General features: G+C 61.0%; 16 protein-coding genes. 10 read left to right on the top strand and 6 right to left on the bottom strand.

All coding sequences use genetic code 11. The features are described from left to right. Positions 1 to 97 precede the first annotated feature (97 nt). Genes AB8A50_RS14005 through AB8A50_RS13990 form a run of 4 tightly spaced genes read left to right on the top strand, consistent with a single transcriptional unit; the run spans position 98 to position 3,983 of the window. A complete protein-coding gene (locus AB8A50_RS14005; protein ID WP_439079977.1) occupies positions 98 to 928 on the top strand; it encodes an ABC transporter ATP-binding protein in 831 nt (276 codons plus the stop codon). Continuing rightward, positions 918 to 1,844, top strand: a complete 927-nt coding sequence (locus AB8A50_RS14000; RefSeq protein WP_439078033.1) for an ABC transporter permease — start codon at positions 918 to 920, stop codon at positions 1,842 to 1,844. The genes AB8A50_RS14005 and AB8A50_RS14000 overlap by 11 nt, the downstream gene beginning before the upstream one ends. Further along, positions 1,841 to 2,971, top strand: coding sequence for an ABC transporter permease (locus tag AB8A50_RS13995; RefSeq protein WP_439078031.1), 1,131 nt, complete (start codon positions 1,841 to 1,843; stop codon positions 2,969 to 2,971). Before AB8A50_RS14000 ends, AB8A50_RS13995 begins: the two co-directional genes overlap by 4 nt. Positions 2,972 to 3,002: 31 nt before the next feature. Beyond that, positions 3,003 to 3,983 (top strand): ABC transporter substrate-binding protein, encoded by a 981-nt coding sequence (locus AB8A50_RS13990; protein ID WP_089265437.1) that lies wholly within the window; start codon positions 3,003 to 3,005, stop codon positions 3,981 to 3,983. Positions 3,984 to 3,992: 9 nt separating this feature from the next. On the opposite strand, the gene AB8A50_RS13985 is transcribed toward AB8A50_RS13990, so the two are convergent. Continuing rightward, the gene (locus tag AB8A50_RS13985; RefSeq protein WP_439078030.1) at positions 3,993 to 4,904 is read right to left on the bottom strand and encodes a LysR family transcriptional regulator; all 912 of its coding nucleotides are present in this window, start codon (positions 4,902 to 4,904) and stop codon (positions 3,993 to 3,995) included. A gap of 201 nt (positions 4,905 to 5,105) precedes the next feature. On the opposite strand from AB8A50_RS13985, the gene AB8A50_RS13980 reads away from it, so the two are divergent. The 4 genes from AB8A50_RS13980 to AB8A50_RS13965 all read left to right on the top strand — a co-directional run bounded on the left by AB8A50_RS13980 (position 5,106) and on the right by AB8A50_RS13965 (position 8,797). After that, positions 5,106 to 6,440, top strand: coding sequence for an acyclic terpene utilization AtuA family protein (locus AB8A50_RS13980; protein ID WP_439078028.1), 1,335 nt, complete (start codon positions 5,106 to 5,108; stop codon positions 6,438 to 6,440). Between the two features lie 2 nt (positions 6,441 to 6,442). After that, a complete protein-coding gene (locus tag AB8A50_RS13975; protein WP_439078027.1) occupies positions 6,443 to 6,772 on the top strand; it encodes an AtuA-related protein in 330 nt (109 codons plus the stop codon). A gap of 62 nt (positions 6,773 to 6,834) precedes the next feature. After that, positions 6,835 to 8,061, top strand: coding sequence for an ABC transporter substrate-binding protein (locus AB8A50_RS13970; RefSeq protein WP_089265434.1), 1,227 nt, complete (start codon positions 6,835 to 6,837; stop codon positions 8,059 to 8,061). Positions 8,062 to 8,437: 376 nt separating this feature from the next. Further along, positions 8,438 to 8,797, top strand: a complete 360-nt coding sequence (locus AB8A50_RS13965) for a hypothetical protein (RefSeq protein ID WP_175368298.1) — start codon at positions 8,438 to 8,440, stop codon at positions 8,795 to 8,797. A gap of 21 nt (positions 8,798 to 8,818) precedes the next feature. Here AB8A50_RS13965 and AB8A50_RS13960 read toward each other — a convergent pair whose 3' ends face one another. From AB8A50_RS13960 to AB8A50_RS13950, 3 genes are all read right to left on the bottom strand, one after another. Continuing rightward, a complete protein-coding gene (locus AB8A50_RS13960) occupies positions 8,819 to 9,298 on the bottom strand; it encodes a hypothetical protein (protein WP_175368299.1) in 480 nt (159 codons plus the stop codon). A 92-nt stretch (positions 9,299 to 9,390) separates the two neighbouring features. Beyond that, entirely contained in the window at positions 9,391 to 9,762 is a 372-nt protein-coding gene (locus AB8A50_RS13955) for a DUF883 family protein (RefSeq protein WP_175368300.1), read from the bottom strand. A gap of 75 nt (positions 9,763 to 9,837) precedes the next feature. Beyond that, complete coding sequence (locus AB8A50_RS13950) at positions 9,838 to 10,947, bottom strand: AI-2E family transporter (RefSeq protein WP_120291925.1); 1,110 nt, start codon at positions 10,945 to 10,947, stop codon at positions 9,838 to 9,840. Positions 10,948 to 11,182: 235 nt separating this feature from the next. On the opposite strand from AB8A50_RS13950, the gene AB8A50_RS13945 reads away from it, so the two are divergent. Next, positions 11,183 to 11,974: a L,D-transpeptidase gene (locus AB8A50_RS13945; RefSeq protein ID WP_120291751.1), complete on the top strand. Its 792-nt coding sequence runs from the start codon at positions 11,183 to 11,185 to the stop codon at positions 11,972 to 11,974. A 39-nt stretch (positions 11,975 to 12,013) separates the two neighbouring features. Then, on the top strand, positions 12,014 to 12,646 hold the full coding sequence (locus AB8A50_RS13940; protein ID WP_439078025.1) for a DUF2865 domain-containing protein: 633 nt from the start codon (positions 12,014 to 12,016) through the stop codon (positions 12,644 to 12,646). Positions 12,647 to 12,670: 24 nt separating this feature from the next. Here the strand turns inward: AB8A50_RS13940 and AB8A50_RS13935 are convergent, their stop codons facing one another. Next, positions 12,671 to 14,764 (bottom strand): methyl-accepting chemotaxis protein, encoded by a 2,094-nt coding sequence (locus AB8A50_RS13935; RefSeq protein ID WP_120291747.1) that lies wholly within the window; start codon positions 14,762 to 14,764, stop codon positions 12,671 to 12,673. Between the two features lie 206 nt (positions 14,765 to 14,970). Beyond that, on the bottom strand, positions 14,971 to 17,064 hold the full coding sequence (locus AB8A50_RS13930; protein ID WP_184511507.1) for a methyl-accepting chemotaxis protein: 2,094 nt from the start codon (positions 17,062 to 17,064) through the stop codon (positions 14,971 to 14,973). Between the last annotated feature and the right edge of the window lie 194 nt (positions 17,065 to 17,258).

The following is a 17,258-nucleotide window of genomic DNA, read 5'->3' as shown; positions in this document are numbered from 1 at the left end:
CATCCCTCGATAAGCGGCAAATTGCCACGTCCCGCAGAACTCATAGGCTTTGACGGGCTGGCGGGGCTGCGTGACCCTTCTGGTCGAACCGGTGCGCATGAACTCAACTGCCGACGCTGAACCTCATATCTATCAATCCACAGTGACACGCCCCGTTGCGGTCGATGTCAGCAAGGTGTCGCTCACTTTCGATACGGCCGACGGCAAGGTCGAAGCGCTATCCAATGTCGATCTGCAAATCAGTGGTGGGGAGTTCGTCTCCTTCATCGGTCCCTCCGGCTGCGGCAAGACCACGCTGCTGCGTGTGATCGCGGATCTGCAGCAGCCAAGCTCTGGGAACGTCACTGTGAATGGCATGAGCGCCGAGCAGGCGCGGCTCGGGCGCAATTACGGTTATGTATTTCAGGCGCCGGCGCTGTTTCCCTGGCGCAGCATCGAGGCCAATCTCAAGCTGCCGCTGGAGCTGATGGGCTTTTCGCCGACCGAACAGAAACAGCGCGCGGCGCGTTATCTGGCGCTGGTCAATCTCACCGGCTTCGAGCGGAAATTCCCCTGGCAGCTCTCCGGCGGTATGCAGCAGCGGGTCTCGATCGCACGTGCGCTGTCGTTCGATCCCGAATTGTTGCTGATGGACGAGCCGTTCGGAGCACTGGATGAGATCGTACGCGATCATCTCAATGAACAGCTCCTGCAGCTCTGGGCCAAGACCCGCAAGACGGTGTTGTTCGTGACGCATTCGATTCCCGAAGCGGTGTTTCTTTCCACCAAGATCGTGGTGATGTCGCCGCGGCCGGGCCGTATCACTGATATCATCGACTGCAATTTCCGGCGCGACCGCACGCTGGAAATTCGCGAGACGCCGGAATTCATGGCGATCGCGCAGCGCGTGCGCACCGGGCTGCGCGCCGGACATTCCTATGACGAGTAGCACGGTAGAGACGATGCCGGTCGCGCGTGCGGCATGGCGCACGCATCCGCTGGTCAAGCGTAGCGCGCCGGTGGTGACCATTGTCGCGGTGCTGATCGTCGTCTGGTACATCGGCGCCGTGCTGATGAACCTGTCGCTTGTGCGCGGCGGCTTCGAGCGCGAGGAAGCGCCTTACACGACGATGGAATTGCTGGAAGGCACCATGAGCGCGGAACGGCCGCTGCTGCCGGCGCCGCATCAGGTGGTCGGTGCTTTCATCGACGGCGTGTTCGGCTATGCGCCGACGGCGCCGCGTAGTCTCGTCTATCATTCCATGGTGACGCTGTCGGCGACGCTGCTCGGCTTCGCGCTCGGCGCGCTGCTCGGCATCGTGCTGGCGCTCGCCATCGTGCACAGCCGCGTGCTGGAGCGCAGCCTGATGCCGTGGATCATCTGCTCGCAGATGGTGCCCATATTGGCGCTGGCGCCGATCTTCATTGTGGTGCTCGGTGCCATCGGCCTACAGGGCCTGCTGCCGAAATCGATTATCTCGGCCTATCTGAGCTTCTTCCCCATCACCATCGGCATGGTGAAAGGCTTCACCTCGCCCGATCCGATGCAGATGGATCTGATGCGGACATGGTCGGCGACATCTAGGCAGGTGCTGTCGAAACTGCGCTGGCCCTCGGCGGTGCCCTATCTCTTTGCCAGCCTCAAGGTCGCCATCACCATTTCGCTGATCGGCGCCATCGTCGCGGAATTGCCGACCGGCGCGGAAGCCGGCATCGGTGCACGCCTGCTGGCCGGCTCCTATTACGGCCAGACCATCCAGATCTGGTCGGCGCTGGTTGCCGCAGCCGTTTTGGCTTCTGGTTTGATCGCCATCGTCAGCTATGCCGAGCGCAAGGTGGCGCAGCGGATGGGCGCGCGGTCATGAACCGCCGCCAGATCTGCCTCGGCTTCATCATGTCGGCCGTCTGCGTCCTGATCACGCTGATGCTGCCGCTGCCGCTGGCCGGCACGCCCGTCGCAGCACTGATGGCGCGGCCGCTGACCTTCCTGCTCACCGGCGTGATCGTGCTGGTCTTCGCTTTCGCTGCCGGCTTCCGTGGCCTGCCTGCTATTGTGATCGGCCTTGTCGGGGCAGGTATCACGGCGGACATGACGTTGACGCTGTTGCGCGATCCCTTGATTGCTGGCGATGCCGCGTCAGGCTTCTGGATGGTGGTGATCGGCGTCTGGCTGGCGTCGTGGATCTGTGTCGTCGCGCTGGCCGGGTTGAAGCCGCGCAACAGCGCCTTTCGCAAGGTCATCGATCTCGCCATTCCGCTGCTGTTCGGTGCGGCAGTGTTCTATCTCTGGGAGGTCGTGGTGCGCGGCGCCGGCGTGCCGCCGGTGCTGCTGCCGTCGCCGAGCGCGGCAGCTGCAAAATTCATCGCGTCGCTGCCGATATTGGGCGCGGATTTCGTGCAGACCTTCATCCGTGGTGTGTTGATCGGCTATGCCATCGGCTGCGGCGCCGGGCTTCTGGTGGCGATCCTCGCGCATCGCTTTGAATTTCTCGGCCGCGGGCTGCTACCCTTGGGTAACTTCTTCTCGGCGCTGCCGCTGGTTGGCGTCGCGCCGATCATGGTCATGTGGTTCGGCTTCGACTGGCCGTCGAAGGCCGCGGTCGTGGCGCTGGTGACATTCTTCCCGATGCTGGTGAATGCGTTGGCCGGTCTGCAAGCTGCCGGCGATATTGAGCGTGACCTGATGCGCTCTTACGGCGCGAGCTATGCCCAGACTCTCATCAAGTTGTATCTTCCCGCTGCTCTACCTTTCATCTTCAATGCACTGAAGATCAATGCCACACTGGCCCTGATCGGTGCCATCGTCGCGGAATTCTTCGGCACGCCGACACAAGGCATCGGCTTTCGAATTTCCACCGAAGCCGGGCGTATGGCGCTCGATATGGTGTGGGCGGAGATCGCGCTGGCCGCGATCGCGGGAATGGCATTTTATGGACTTGTTGCGCTCGCCGAGCGCGTGACGACGTTTTGGCATCCATCGATGCGGACCTAGTTCGGCAGGTTCGCCAATTCTGGAGTTGAGCATGAAGAAGATCATGGCATTCGGCGCAGCGATGGCTCTCTCGCTCGGCTCCGCGCAAGCGGCGGACAAGGTCACCATCCAGCTCAAATGGGTCGCGCAGGCCCAGTTCGCCGGCTACTTCGTCGCCAAGGAGAAGGGCTTCTACAAGGACGCCGGGCTCGACGTGACGATCAAGCCGGGCGGTCCCGATGTCGCCCCACCGCAAGTGATCGCGGGCGGCGGTGCCGATGTGGTGGTGGACTGGATGCCGTCGGCGCTAGCCTCGCGCGAGAAGGGCGTGCCGCTGGTGAATATTTCGCAGACCTTCAAGAAGTCCGGGCTCGAACTCACCTGCCGCGCCGAGACCGGCATCAAGAAGCCGACCGATCTGAAGGGCAAGGTCACCGGCGTCTGGTATGGTGGCAACGAATATCCGTTCCTCTCCTGGATGTCGAAGCTGGGCTACAAGACCGACGGTTCGCCGGCCGGGGTGAAGATCATCAAGCAAGGCTTCAATGTCGATCCGCTGCTGCAAAAGCAGGCCGATTGCGTGTCGACCATGGCCTATAACGAATACTGGCAGGTGATCGACGGCGGCTACAAGCCGAGCCAGCTCACCGTGTTCAAATATGAGGACGAAGGCGTCGCCACGCTAGAGGATGGTCTCTGGGTGCTCGACAAGAACCTCAAGGATCCCGCCTTCGTCGCCAAGATGGCGAAGTTCGTGAAGGCGTCGATGAAGGGCTGGGACTATGCCAAGGCTAATCCGGACGAAGCCGTGAAGATCATCCTGGCTGGCGACTCCACGGGCGCCAAGACTGCCAAAGACCAGAAGCGCATGATGACCGAGGTCAGCAAGTTGCTCGGCGATGCCAATGGCAAGCTCGACGTCAAGGACTATGATCGCACGGTTGCGACGCTGATGTCTGGCGGTTCGGATCCCGTGATTACCAAGAAGCCGGAAGGTGCCTACAGCTTCGCAGTCTATGACGCGATGAAGTAATCGCGGGTATCAGCGGCGCGCGAATAACGGCTGCGCGCCAATTGACTTGGCGAGGTGATCGCCAAAGGCTTCACTGATCGGCGGCAGCGTGCGGCCGGCCTTCTTGATGATGGTGATGGCCCGCGAGAAATCCGCGACGTCGATCTGCCGCGAGCGCAGGTCCGGCTCCGCGCCGATTTCGCGTGCGGAGCCTGGCAGGATGGTGATGCCCAGCCCGGCGCGCACCATGGCGATGGCCGTCATCATATAGGTCGCCTCGCAGGTCGGCTGCGCGACGTGTCCCGCGGTCAGGAAGGCGCTGTCGACGACCGCGCGGACGCTGGTCGCGGGATCCATCAGCACCAGCGGATATTTCATCAGATCGTCGATGGTGACCTTGCGGATGCCGCCGATCGGGTGCTTCGCCGGAAACACCACATGCATGCGGTCGCGCACTTCGAGCAGCACTTCCACGTCGTGGCCGGTGACGCTGCCGCCCATGATGCCGAGATCGACCTCTTCTGAGCGGACGAGGTCAAGGACGCGGTTGGCGATCACGTCCTTCAGGACGAAAGATGTGCCGGGCTGCAACTCGCGAAACGACTTGATGGCCTCGGGCAGGGCACCTGCGGCGACTGAGGGAAGCGCCGCGATCCGGACGATGCCCCGGCGCTTGGCCGCGATATCGCGAGTATCCACGACGACGGCATCGAGATCGCGGATCATGCGCTGAAACACCGGCAGCAGTTCGCGGCCGACCCGCGTCAGTTCGACGGAGCGGGTGTTGCGATCGAACAGTTTCACCTCAAGGGTTTCTTCGAGGCGCCTGATCTGAACCGTCAGCGTCGGCTGCGCCAGATGCAGCAACTCCGCGGCGCGGGTGAAGCTGCCAGTTTGGGCGACGACGACGAAAGACCGGATCTGCCGGAGATTCACATCCATAGAGAACTTCTATCAATGGGATAGAATTAATTCAATTGAATAGAGAGAAGCTTCTGGCTTCAATGCCCGAAAGCGACATGCGCGTGATCACCTGCTCGGGCCTGTGGCGTGTCCGTCAAAAAGCGATCGGGAGATGGGCATGCGGCGATCGCGTTATTCGCGATGTGACTGCAGGCAGGTTTGATCCAGGGAGAACTGCTCGTGCGCACCATCAGGATCGGAGCTGGTGCCGGCTATTCGGGTGACCGGATCGAACCGGCAATCGAACTCGCCGAAAGCGGCAACCTCGATTATCTCGTCTTCGAGTGCCTTGCCGAACGCACCATCGCGCTAGCCCAACAAGACCGCTTGAAGGATCCGCAGGGCGGCTTCGATCCGCTGCTCGCCGACCGCATGAAGGCGGTGCTCCCGATCTGTCGAAAGAATGGCGTCAAGATCGTCACCAATATGGGCGCGGCGAATCCCGTCGCGGCGGCGCAGGCGACGCGTGACATCGCCAGGGCGCTCGGTCTGCCCGGTCTTAAGGTTGCGGCAGTAACGGGCGACGATGTGCTGGAACAGGCGCGCGCGTCCGATGTCGCGCTGGACGAAGGTGGCTCCGTGAAAGCGCTCGGCAACCGCGTGATCTCTGCTAATGCCTATACTGGCGCAGCTCCTATCGCCGAAGCGCTCGCCGGTGGCGCCGACGTCGTCATCACCGGCCGTGCGGCCGATCCGGCGCTGTTTCTCGGGCCGTTGGTTCATGAATTCGGCTGGGCGATGGATGACTGGGAGCTGCTTGGCAAAGGCACCATGGTCGGCCATCTCCTGGAATGTGCTGGCCAGATCACCGGCGGCTATTTCGCCGATCCCGGCGTGAAGGATGTGCAGGGTCTCGCGCGACTTGGCTTTCCGATCGGCGAGGTGCGCGAAGACGGCGATCTCGTCGTCACCAAGGTTGCGGGTTCGGGCGGCCAGATCACGCGCGCGACGGTGGCGGAGCAGTTGCTCTACGAAATTCATGATCCGACCCGCTATTACCAGCCGGATGTGGTTGCCGATTTTTCGCAGGTGCGTGTCGAGGAGGTCGGACCGGATCGCATCCATGTCACAGGTGGAAGCGGAGCGCCGAAGACGGGCTTGCTGAAGACGTCTGTCGGCTATCTCGACAGCTATATCGGTGAGGGCGAGATCTCCTATGCTGGTGCCAATGCCGTGGCGCGGGGGCGTCTGGCGCTTGAGATTGTGCGCGAACGCCTCACGCTCACCGGCGTGAAGATGACGGAGAGCCGGTTCGACCTGATCGGCGTCAATGCGCTGCATGGTGACACCCTGCCCGAAGGCCACGATCCCTATGAAGTCCGCATCCGCGTCGCGGGGCGCACAGACTCTCTCGCAGAGGCCGTGAAGATCGGCAATGAGGTCGAGACGCTCTACACCAACGGGCCTGCCGGTGGCGGCGGGGCCTGGAAATCGGCGCGCGAAATCGTCGGCGTCGCTTCGGCTTTGCTGCCTGAAACTGTCGTGACGTCATCAGTCACATTCATGGAGGCCTGACCATGAAACTCCGTGAGATCGCGCATTCACGCAGCGGCGACAAGGGCGACACGTCCAACATTTCTGTCATCGCTTTCGATATGGGGGACTTCGTGTTTCTGGCCGAGCATGTGACCGCCGATTGCGTCGCGGACCATTTCGGCGACACCATCACCGGCACCGTCACGCGCTATGAATTGCCGGCGCTCGGCGCGCTAAACTTCGTGCTGACGGGCGCGCTCGGTGGCGGTGTTGTGCGATCGCTCGCGCTGGATACGCACGGGAAATCATTCAGCTCTGCGCTGCTTGAATTCGAGCTGCCGGCCAAAGGAGCGTCATCCGGCTCACCATGATCTTCGTCACAATAGGACGACGATACTTTCATACCAAAAAACCAAAAACGGGAGGACTATTGATGAAGCGACGTACATTCCTAGCTGGCCTCGGTGCAACTGGCGTCAGCGCTGCAGTTTTTTCTCCGGCGATCGTTCGTGCCGCTGCGGATACTCCACTGAAGTTTGGTGTGCTGTCCGACATGACGGGTCTGTTCGCTGACAATGGCGGGCAGGGCTCGGTAGCGGCAGCGCAGCTCGCGATCGAGGAATGCGGCGGCAAGGTGCTTGGCAAGGCGATAGAGCTGATCCAGGCCGACCATCTCAACAAGCCCGATGTCGGCGGCAATATTGCGCGCCAGTGGTATGATCAGGAAGGTGTCGACGTCATTCTGGACGTGCCGGTGTCGTCTGTTTGCATCGCCGTGCAGACCTTCGCCAAGGATCGCAACAAGATGTTTATCACGTCGGCGGGCGGTTCGGCGGATCTCAGCGGCAAGTTCTGTTCGCCGAACTTCATTCAGTGGACCTACAATACTTACGCGCTGGCCAATGTCGCCGGCAAGGCGATGCTTCAGCGCGGTGGCGACACATGGTTCTTCGTTGTTGCGGACTATGCCTTTGGCCAGGCACTCGAGCGTGACGTGACGGAAGTTGCCGTGAAGGGCGGCGGCAAGGCGCTTGGCCGTGCGCCGCATCCGATCAACACCGCGGATTTCTCCTCGCAGCTTCTGACGGCCAAGTCGTCGGGCGCCAAGGTCATCGCCATCGCCAATGCCGGCAGTGACACGCAGAACGCCATCAAGCAGGCAGAAGAGTTCGGTTTGATGGGCGGTGATCAGAAGATGATTGCGCTCTTGATCGACGTGAATGACATCCGCAGCGTTGGATTGAAGAGCGCGCAAGGCCTGCTGGTGACGTCCGGCTTCTACTGGAACATGGACGACCGCACGCGTGCATTCTCCAAGCGCTACGCTGCCAAGATGGGCAAGCCGCCGAGCATGATGCAGGCCGGTGTCTATTCCTCGACGCTGAACTACATCAAGTCGGTGGAGGCCGCGAATACCAAGGATCCTGCCGCTGTGGTCAAGGATCTGCAGGGGCGTACCTTTGACGATGCCTTTCTGCGCAACGGCAAGCTGCGTCCGGACAATCTGATGGTCCACGACATGTATCTCGCCGAGGTCAAGAAGCCTTCCGAGGTCACCGATAGCTATGACGTGTTCAGAATCCTCGCCACGGTGAAGGGCGAAGACGCGTTCTCGCCGCTCTCGGCGAGTGCATGCCCAATGGTGATGAGCAAGAAGTAAGCCGAGCAGATAACTCTATGAACCGAGCATCGCGGGCAGGCAAATACCTTTACCCGCGATTCTTTCGAAGGGTGAGAGAGCCTTACCTATCCCTCAAAAGAATGCGGGGTGCAGCTGGCATCACCACAGCTCCACCCCGCGTCGCCGGTCAATTGGGGCAGGGGACGACCGGCTTCCGGGAAGACGCGCGAGGGTGAAAAGCGTTCCCGCGGGCGTCAAATTATTTAACACACGGTTAAGTGATCGCCGTTCTTGAACCTCGAGCCTTGACGCACGTTCCTATTGTGAGCGCCACGCAACGACGCGGTGCAGGGCAGGCGAGGCTCACATGTCAAAGGTATCCAGCTTGGTCTTGGGAATGGTCGCTGGAGCGACCATGTTCGGCGCCATCCAGTATGCTTCCGGCAATGATCTGCGGGGCACGCTGACCGATTCAGACAAGGCTGCGTCCACCGGCGTTAACCGGGCTGCCAAGGGCGACCGGGCATCACTAATTACCACACAGAACGAGCAGAGCCAGACTCTCTCGTTCCGCGTTCAGGGGCTGTCGGATACGTCCGTCCTTCTGCGGATGGGCGTCGCGCCCGTGGTGGCTCCAACCAAGAATGAAGCCGTCAATATCCGGCCCCTCCCCATGAATGCCAAACCGCAGCGTGCGGCGGTGGGCTGCGAACCGCCTGTGAGTGTGCTCAGCGAGATGGCAAAGATGCTGCAGCCGGGTCGCTGTGTGACCTGATCTTCACGCTGACAATTTAAATCAATCGTCGGCGACCTCATCGGGGTCGCCGGTCTCGTTCGTATCATCATCTGCCGCAGCGCTGCTGCGATTGGCCATATAGCCAAGTGCGACGCCGACCAGCGCTAGCAGCGGAATAACCTTCTTGAGGCCGAGCGTGCGCGCGATCTGAATGCCGGTCGCCACTAGCATCGGATCGATCAGCGGCGCATTCGCAGCAGCTCTGGCCGCTGCGCGCGCCGCGGCTGCTGCGCGTTCGCGGGCCTGCTTCTGCTTGGTCGCATAGATCTGTGCGAAGATCGCCGCGATGACCAAAAAGATGCCGGCGATGGTGAGGCAGGCCTCAATGACGCCGTAGCGCTGCATCACCGTGATGAAAGCCGCCGCACACAGGAAGCACAGTGCCACAAAGCCAGCAACACCAGCCAGCGCCATGAGTGAAGTCATGCGCAGGCTGTTGCCTGTGCTGTTCTTCAGATCGTCGATGATACTCTTCAGCATGGAAGCCCCCGAACCCGAACTCTAAAATACAAAGAAAACTGACGGCACCCTCGGGCACCGCCAGTCATCACATCTCAACTCTGCGCATGTGCTCAGCGGCGCCAGGCCATCCCGATCAGCACGCCTAAGCCGAGCGCCAGTCCGACGGCGGCCAGTGGCCGCTGGGTAATGCTGTCTTCCAGCGTTTCCTCCAGTGAATAGGCTGCGTCATGCGCAGCATCATAGGCCGCGCTGCCGCGCTCCCGCATGTCGGACATCATGTCTTCGGCGTCGGCACGGGCTTGCTTGACGCCGCGGCGGGCTTGTTTAGTAGCTTGGCCGGTAAAGGCATTAAGCGCGTCGGTGATCTGTTCGGTCAGGGCGGCAACATCGTTTTTCACGGCGGTGAGATCCTTCTGAAGGCGGCTATAGGTTGCTTTGTCGGTCAGTTTCTTGAGTTCATCCAGGCCATCGATATCCGCCATGCGAAGCTCCCCTGATACTGAAAATCCAATGCAGAAACGCCCGGTTAGACCGTAGGTTCCATCAGTAGAGCTGGATTAATCCGGCGGCAACTGCGGCGAATTGATCGGCATCAAATGCTCTTTCAGGATCAGCCCGACGATCAGGATCGGCGCCGCCAGGAAGCCGCCCATCGGGCCCCAGAGCCAGGTCCAGAACGCCAACCCGATGAACACCGCCAGCGCGTTGAGTTGCAATTTGCGTCCGATGATCGTGGGCGTGATGAAGTGGCCTTCCATGAAGGTGAGGCCGACGAACAGCAGCGGCGCGATCATGCCCGCTGCGATCGTCTCCGACGAAATGATACCTACCGCGACCAGGATGACGAACATGGCGACGGGGCCGATGATCGGGAAGAAGTTGAGCGTGGCTGCCAGCGCGCCGAGGCCGGCCGGGTTGGGCATGCCGGTGGCCGCGCAGATCACGCCGGTGGCAATGCCGACTCCGAAATTGATCATAGTGACCATCAACAGATATTCGCCAAGGCTAGTCTCTATCGCATTGAGAATGCGCAGCGTCCGCAGCCGCCATTCGTGATCGGCGAAGTTCATCACCAGCGCGCGGCGCAGGTCTTTCCAGCTTGCGATGAACAGCACCAGCGTGGCGAAGAACAGCAGGAATTCGGTGAAGGTTGGCGACAGGAATTCGACGGTTGGCTGCACCCAGTCGATCTTGGGCAATTCGAACTTTGTTGTCGCAAGCGTTTCGGCGCTGCTGAACATGCTCTGTATCTGGTGCCAGAGCGCCAGCGGTCGGTCGAAGACATGCAGCTTGTTCTTGAGCAGCGAACCTAGTTCGGGGAGCCGCGTCGTCCATTCCATCAGCGGGGACGAAATAAGCCCCACGATGAAGGCGAGCCCGGCGCAGACCAAGATAACGATCAGGACTGCGGAGACGGATCGCGGAATGCGGCGCTTTTCGAGAAAGCTCGCTGCGGGCGACAACATGGTGCCAATGATGAAGGCTGTCACGATTGGCAGGAAGAATGCCTTGGCGACATAGAGCACCGTAATCACGGTGATCACCAGCATCGATACCAGCGTGAAAGCAACCACTTCGGCACGACGGAACACCGGCGGCTGCTCGATCTTGCTCTCGGGCACCGGCGTGCCTGCAGGCTTTTCGGGGAGAGCGCGGACTTCACTCATGAGCTGTCCCGACATGCCGCCATTTGGTCGCGCAGACCGCGTTCGCGCGTCAGATCGCTGACATGCGATCGGGCTTTACAACACGAGCATACCGCAAAAGTTCCGTCGCGATTTCGTGATGGTTCCTTGGTTGACAAATCATTCGGTGAACGCCCGCGGGGAGGGAACCGTGAGGCTTCGGCGCAGTTGGTTGCGGTCATCACGACGATGACGCGTCGCCAAGCGGGGCAGTCACATGTCACAGGCATCATCTGGAAACCGCAAGCTGTCGCTGCGTCTCACAAGCGCGCTCGTTGTTGCAGCCACTCTGATCGTTGCTCCGCCGTTCATCTCCAGCGCATCGGCGCAGGTGATGAACTATGCACCGGCTGCGCAAAGCGCGTTTCCACCGGACGACGACGTGATGGCTGCACCGCGGGTGCGGGAAAATATGGATGCCGCTCTCCCCGAGCGCCTGCGCCGCGCTGAAGTCGGCTATATGACCCGCGAAGCGCCGGGCACAGTGATCATCGATACCGGCAATACCCAGCTTTATTATGTGCTCGGCAACAACCGCGCGATTCGCTACGGCGTCGGTGTTGGCCGCGAAGGATTCACCTGGTCCGGAACGCAGACTGTCACGCGCAAGGCGGAATGGCCGGATTGGCATCCGCCGCAGGAAATGATTGCGCGCCAGCCCTATCTGCCGCGCTTCATGGCTGGCGGCCCCGGCAACCCGCTCGGTGCCCGCGCGATGTATCTCGGCTCCAGCGCTTATCGCATCCATGGCACCAATGATCCGTCAACCATCGGCAAGTTCGTGTCGTCGGGTTGTATCCGCCTGACCAATGAAGATGTGCAGGACCTTTTCAGTCGCGTCAGCGTTGGGACCAGGGTTGTGGTGCTGCCGAAGTCCGTTGCCCCACACTATGAGGCGCGCACGGCTCCGGCGCCGCGCAGCGTCACATCGATCTCGGTTCGCCCTGCCGGCGTGCAGCAGGCTCCGGGCCGTCAGGCGATGAACCTTTCCGCGTCGTCGCTCTACTGAGAGTCGATCATTCTGCTTTGATGCCGCGTTGGAGGCCCCATGACCCGATTTCCAGGACAACGGATGGCTCTCGGCGCGGTTACGGCGATTGTCATGCTCGGTGCCGCCCCAGCGCAGGCACAGGATTTCTTCTCGGCATTGTTCGGCGGGATGGCGCGTGGTCGTGGCCCGGATATCTCGCTCCCTTTCGTCAATGAAGGTCCGCCGGTACAGGAGCAGCGCCCTCGCGCAGCAAGCGGCGGGCGTCAGGCTTTTTGCGTGCGCACGTGCGATGGGCGTTACTTCCCGATATCAGCGACCGACAGTCAGAGCCGCGCGGCGTCGTGCAATAATTTCTGTCCGGCGAGCGATACCAAGGTTGTTTATGGCAGCAGTATCGACACGGCTGCGACCGAGAGCGGCAAGCCCTATTCCGAGCTGCCGAATGCATTCAAGTACCGCACCGAACTGGTGGCCGGTTGCACCTGTAACGGTAAGGACCAGATCGGTCTGGCGCCGGTGAAACTCGAGAACGATCCAACACTGCGCAAGGGTGATATCGTCGCCGGTGCCGATGGGCTGATGGTCACAGGCCGCGGCGCTGACAAGCGCGGCGCGTCGCTGCAGATGTCGCCAGTCTCGCCATCGGTGCAGGCGAAGTATGAGCGCATGCCGGTCGTGGCGCGGGAATAATCCGCGCCAAGTCATCGATTGCGCTTAAGCCGCACGGATCTTGCCGAGGAAGTCCGTCACCTGAGTGCCGAGTTGGCGTGTCTGCGTCGCCAGGGTCTCTGATGCCACCTTCACATCCTGAGCGGCTGCACCGGCTGCGTCGGCATCAGCACTGACTCCGCTGATATTGTCGGACACGTTGCGGGTGCCATCGGCCGCCTGTTGGGTGCTGCGGGTAATTTCCTGCGTCGCTGCGCCCTGTTCTTCGACTGCAGCCGCAATCGCGGTGGCAACTTCATTCACTTCGCCGATAATGCCGCCGATCGACTTGATGGCTTCGATAGCCTCATTGGCGACCTTCTGGATATCCGCGATCTGTTCGGAAATATCCTCGGTCGCCTTGGCCGTCTGGCTGGCCAGCGACTTCACTTCGGACGCAACGACCGCAAAGCCCCGTCCCGCATCGCCGGCGCGCGCAGCTTCGATGGTGGCATTGAGTGCTAGCAGGTTGGTCTGCGAGGCGATGTCGTTGATCAGCCCGACGACTTCGCCGATCCGGTTCGCTGTCTGGGCGAGGCCCTGAACGGTATTGTCGGTCTGCTGTGCCTGGCTGACGGCGCGGCTGGCGATGCCGGCCGCATGCGATGCTTGGCGGCTGATGTCGTTGATCGAGGCACTCAGCTCCTCCGCCGCAGCGGCAACGTTCTGCACATTCGCTGAGGCTTCGCCGGAGGCGCGCGCAGCATCTTGCACGCGGGCATTGGTCTGGCTGGACACAGTGGCCATGCCGTCAGATGTCGTATTCATTTGGTCAGAGGCGCTGCCAAGGGCGCCCAGCGTGTCGCGCATCTGGATCTCGAACATGCCGATATACTGCTCGACGGCCTGCTGGCGCTGGCTCGCATTGGCATTGCGATGGCGTTCCTGCGCCTCGATCTCGGCTTTTTCCATCGCCTGCTTTTTGAAGGTCTCCAGCGCACCGGCCAGCCCGCCGATTTCATCCTGGCGATCGGCATAGCCGGCATCGACGGTGAGATCGCCGCCCGCCACTTTCAGCATCGCGTCGCGGATGGTGAGCAGCGGCGTGGTGACACGGCGCGTGATAGTGACTATGGCGCCAACGACGAGCATGATGGCGGCCCCCAGTAGCACCAGTTGCAGGATCAATGAGCGTTGCGCAGCAGACCACTGCACAAGGCTGTGGTTCTTGGCCTCGTCCAGCGCGCGTTCGGCTACGACCACGGCTGTGCTCATCTTGTCGACGGTGAGCGGTGTCCAGGCCGTCGCCGGCATTTCGGGCTTCTCGCCGGTTGCGACAGCCTGAATCAGGCGGTCGCGCAGTGCCAAGTATTGAGGATCGAAATAGGATGCTTTCGCTGCGGCAAGGGCCGTGATGAGACCTTGCGGCAGTTCAGTTCCCGACGATGCGATGTCCAGCGCATTCCATCCAGTTTCGATGCCGCCCGTCAGCTTCACATAGCTTCGCTGCAGCTCCGGCGAGATCTTGTTGACCGCGAGCGCGTTCGACACAATGACGGAGGCGTCGCCCGATGTGTTGCGCATCAGCCAGGCCATCTGCTTGATCGACAGCAATTGATCGATCACCGGATCGTTGTGGGTTACGGCGGCGGTGAGGGCTGACGAGACTTTTTCAAGCATGGCCAGAACGGAATCGACATTGTCCTGGAATTCCTTGGCAAGGCCGGCGCGGCGCGAGGCCTTCGGCTTGCTCATCTGGTCCCAGGATTCTGTCTGCAGCGCGATCAAGGCCTGCATCAGCCGGTTAAACTCGGGCACCAGCGTTGCCTTGCCGGGGAAGTCGGCGGTGACCAGCAATTCTCCTGCTGCTTTCATTGCCGGCATTTCAGCGCCGCGGATACGGCGCAGATAGGCCTCGGTATCGGGCTGGATCACGACATCGGCGTTCAACGTGCGGAACGTCGTGGACCGGTCGGTGCGCAGATTGTGCATTGCCTTGAACACATGGCCGGATGCCTCGGCGATCGTCGACATGCGCCCCGCGACGTTGAGGCGCCCATATGATTCCCACGCGCTGAGAACGAGGAATGTGACGACACAGACCGCCATGATGGCGATCACGGACTTGAGCAATGCGGAAACGGTCAATCGATGAAGCACAATGAATCCCCCAAAAAATATTTTGGTATTTAAGGCTGCAATTGGTAAATATTCACGCTCATGCTCGTTCTGATAAATTCTTTTCTAATATCGCCACTTAAGGTAGAAGATTGTCGTGCCCGGCGCTGCTTCAACAAAAAAAGCCCCGACAATGCCGGGGCTTTTGATACTTGTCAGGGCTCGATGACGTGACTGATGAGGCCTGCCTAGGCAGCCCGGATCTTGCCGAGGAAGTCCGTCACCTGAGTGCCGAGCTGGCGCGTCTGCGTGGCTAGCGTTTCCGAGGCTACCTTCACATCCTGCGCGGCAGCGCCAGCGGCGTCCGCATCGGCGCTCACACCAGCGATGTTGTCCGACACATTGCGGGTGCCATCGGCGGCCTGCTGCGTACTTCGGGTGATCTCTTGTGTCGCGGCTCCCTGTTCTTCGACGGCTGCGGCGATGGCGGTTGCTACTTCATTGACTTCGCCGATGATGCCGCCGATCGACTTGATTGCCTCGATGGCCTCATTGGCGACCTTCTGGATATCTGCGATCTGCTCGGAAATATCGTCGGTTGCCTTGGCGGTCTGGCTGGCCAGTGACTTCACTTCCGACGCGACGACCGCAAAGCCGCGTCCGGCCTCGCCAGCGCGCGCGGCTTCGATAGTGGCGTTGAGCGCTAGCAGGTTGGTCTGCGAGGCGATATCGTTGATCAACCCGACCACCTCGCCGATCCGGTTGGCGGTCTTGGCGAGGCCTTGGACGGTGCCGTCGGTTTCCTGCGCCTGATTGACGGCGCGACTGGCGATTCCCGCGGCGTGCGCGGCCTGCCGGCTGATATCGTTGATCGACGAGCTCAGCTGTTCGGCGGCCGAGGCGACATTCTGCACGTTCAGGGAGGCTTCGCCCGAAGCTTTTGCTGCGACCTGCACGCGGGCATTGGTCTGGCTGGATACGACCGCCATGCCATCCGATGTGGTGTTCATCTGATCGGACGCGTTGCCGAGCGCGTTGAGCGCATCGCGCATCTGGACCTCGAAGGTCCCGATGTGCTGTTCGATGGCCTGCTGCCGCTGGGTCGCGTCGGCGTTGCGATTGCGCTCCTGCTGTTCGATCTGTGCTTTCTCCTTGGCCTGTTGCTTGAAGGTCTCCAGAGCGCCGGCGAGCGCGCCGATTTCGTCTTTCCGTTCGGAATAGCCGGCATCGACGACGAGATCGCCTGCGGCGACTTTCAGCATCGCATCGCGAATGGTGTGCAGCGGGGTGATGACGCGGCGGGTGACGGCAACCATGCTGCCGAATGCTATGCCGAGCGCGGCTGCGAGCAGCGCCAGTTGCAGGATCAACGCGTGCTGCGCGGCAGTCCACTGCGTCAAGGTGTGGCTTTTTGCTTCATTCAGCGCTCGTTCGGCGACTGTAACCGCACTGGCCATGCGATCAACGGTGATTGGAGTCCATTCGCTCGCGGTGATTTCGGGCTTTTCGCCGCTCACGAGTGCATTCATGACACGGTCACGAAGAGCCATATATTGCGGGTCGAAATAAGCCACCTTCGCAGCAGCCATGGTTGCAGCCAGGTTGGGCGGCAGCTGCATTCCAGACGCGGACAATTCCAGCGCATTCCAGGCAGCGTCGATGCCGCCAACAAACTTGGTGTAGGCGAGCTTATTCTCAGGTGTGGCGCGCCCGACAGCAAGGCCGTTCGCGACGAGGAGGGATCCTTCGCCGGCGGTGTTGCGCAACAGCCAGGCCGCCTGTTTGATCGACAGTAATTGATCGATCATGGGATCGTTGTGGTTCACCGCGGCGGCGAGCTGGGCCGACACCTTTTCCAGTGTTTCAAGCAGAGCTTGCGTGGTCTCCATATACTCCTTGCCGAGGGCTGCACGGCGCGACGCCTTCGGCTTGCTCATCGCGTCCCAGGATTCGGTTTGCAGAGCGGTCAACTTGTCGACCAGCTGGACCAGCGTCGGGTGCAGCGTCTTTTGATCGGCGAATTCGATGGTGGCAATGAGGTCAGCCGCTGCTCGCATCGCCGGCATCTCGGAATCGCGAATGGAGCGGAGATATTTTTCTCCGTCCGGCTGAATGACTGTCTCGTTGTTCAGGTTTCGGTTCGTCGATGCACGGTCGGTGCGCAGATTGTGCATCGCCTTGAAGGCATTCGCGGAGGCGTCCGCAATTACCGAGATGCGGCTGGCTGAACGTAGCCGCCCGTAGGAGTCCCAGGCTGTCGTTGCCAGAACGGCGACCACACAGAGCGCCATGACCACGATGACAGATTGAAGCAATGCGGAAACGGTCAATCGATTGAACATCATGAATCCCCCAAATATTTGATTTAGTAAGGCTTCAAATGGTAAATATTTCCGATTGCACACGTATCATGAAATAGGTTCGAATGCGGCTACTTTAGGTGGTTGGTGCGTAAGCGTTCTTGCGGCACGGCGAAGGACGATGCCCGGCGATTGATCGGTTCTGCTTCTCCGCACGGGTTCGGCACTCCGCTGTG

It is taken from the genome of Tardiphaga sp. 841_E9_N1_2 (assembly GCF_051811065.1).
Classification (GTDB): domain Bacteria; phylum Pseudomonadota; class Alphaproteobacteria; order Rhizobiales; family Xanthobacteraceae; genus Tardiphaga; species Tardiphaga robiniae.
The sequence above is the reverse complement of the archived record's forward strand: the minus strand, read 5'-3'. Positions and strand labels throughout refer to the sequence as shown.

Coding starts and splice junctions, on each gene's coding strand:
- AB8A50_RS14005 (WP_439079977.1), top strand. CDS start 98: ATGAACTCAACTGCCGACGCTGAACCTCATATCTATCAATCCACAGTG.
- AB8A50_RS14000 (WP_439078033.1), top strand. CDS start 918: ATGACGAGTAGCACGGTAGAGACGATGCCGGTCGCGCGTGCGGCATGG.
- AB8A50_RS13995 (WP_439078031.1), top strand. CDS start 1,841: ATGAACCGCCGCCAGATCTGCCTCGGCTTCATCATGTCGGCCGTCTGC.
- AB8A50_RS13990 (WP_089265437.1), top strand. CDS start 3,003: ATGAAGAAGATCATGGCATTCGGCGCAGCGATGGCTCTCTCGCTCGGC.
- AB8A50_RS13985 (WP_439078030.1), bottom strand. CDS start 4,904: ATGGATGTGAATCTCCGGCAGATCCGGTCTTTCGTCGTCGTCGCCCAA.
- AB8A50_RS13975 (WP_439078027.1), top strand. CDS start 6,443: ATGAAACTCCGTGAGATCGCGCATTCACGCAGCGGCGACAAGGGCGAC.
- AB8A50_RS13970 (WP_089265434.1), top strand. CDS start 6,835: ATGAAGCGACGTACATTCCTAGCTGGCCTCGGTGCAACTGGCGTCAGC.
- AB8A50_RS13965 (WP_175368298.1), top strand. CDS start 8,438: ATGTTCGGCGCCATCCAGTATGCTTCCGGCAATGATCTGCGGGGCACG.
- AB8A50_RS13960 (WP_175368299.1), bottom strand. CDS start 9,298: ATGCTGAAGAGTATCATCGACGATCTGAAGAACAGCACAGGCAACAGC.
- AB8A50_RS13955 (WP_175368300.1), bottom strand. CDS start 9,762: ATGGCGGATATCGATGGCCTGGATGAACTCAAGAAACTGACCGACAAA.
- AB8A50_RS13950 (WP_120291925.1), bottom strand. CDS start 10,947: ATGAGTGAAGTCCGCGCTCTCCCCGAAAAGCCTGCAGGCACGCCGGTG.
- AB8A50_RS13945 (WP_120291751.1), top strand. CDS start 11,183: ATGTCACAGGCATCATCTGGAAACCGCAAGCTGTCGCTGCGTCTCACA.
- AB8A50_RS13940 (WP_439078025.1), top strand. CDS start 12,014: ATGACCCGATTTCCAGGACAACGGATGGCTCTCGGCGCGGTTACGGCG.
- AB8A50_RS13930 (WP_184511507.1), bottom strand. CDS start 17,064: ATGTTCAATCGATTGACCGTTTCCGCATTGCTTCAATCTGTCATCGTG.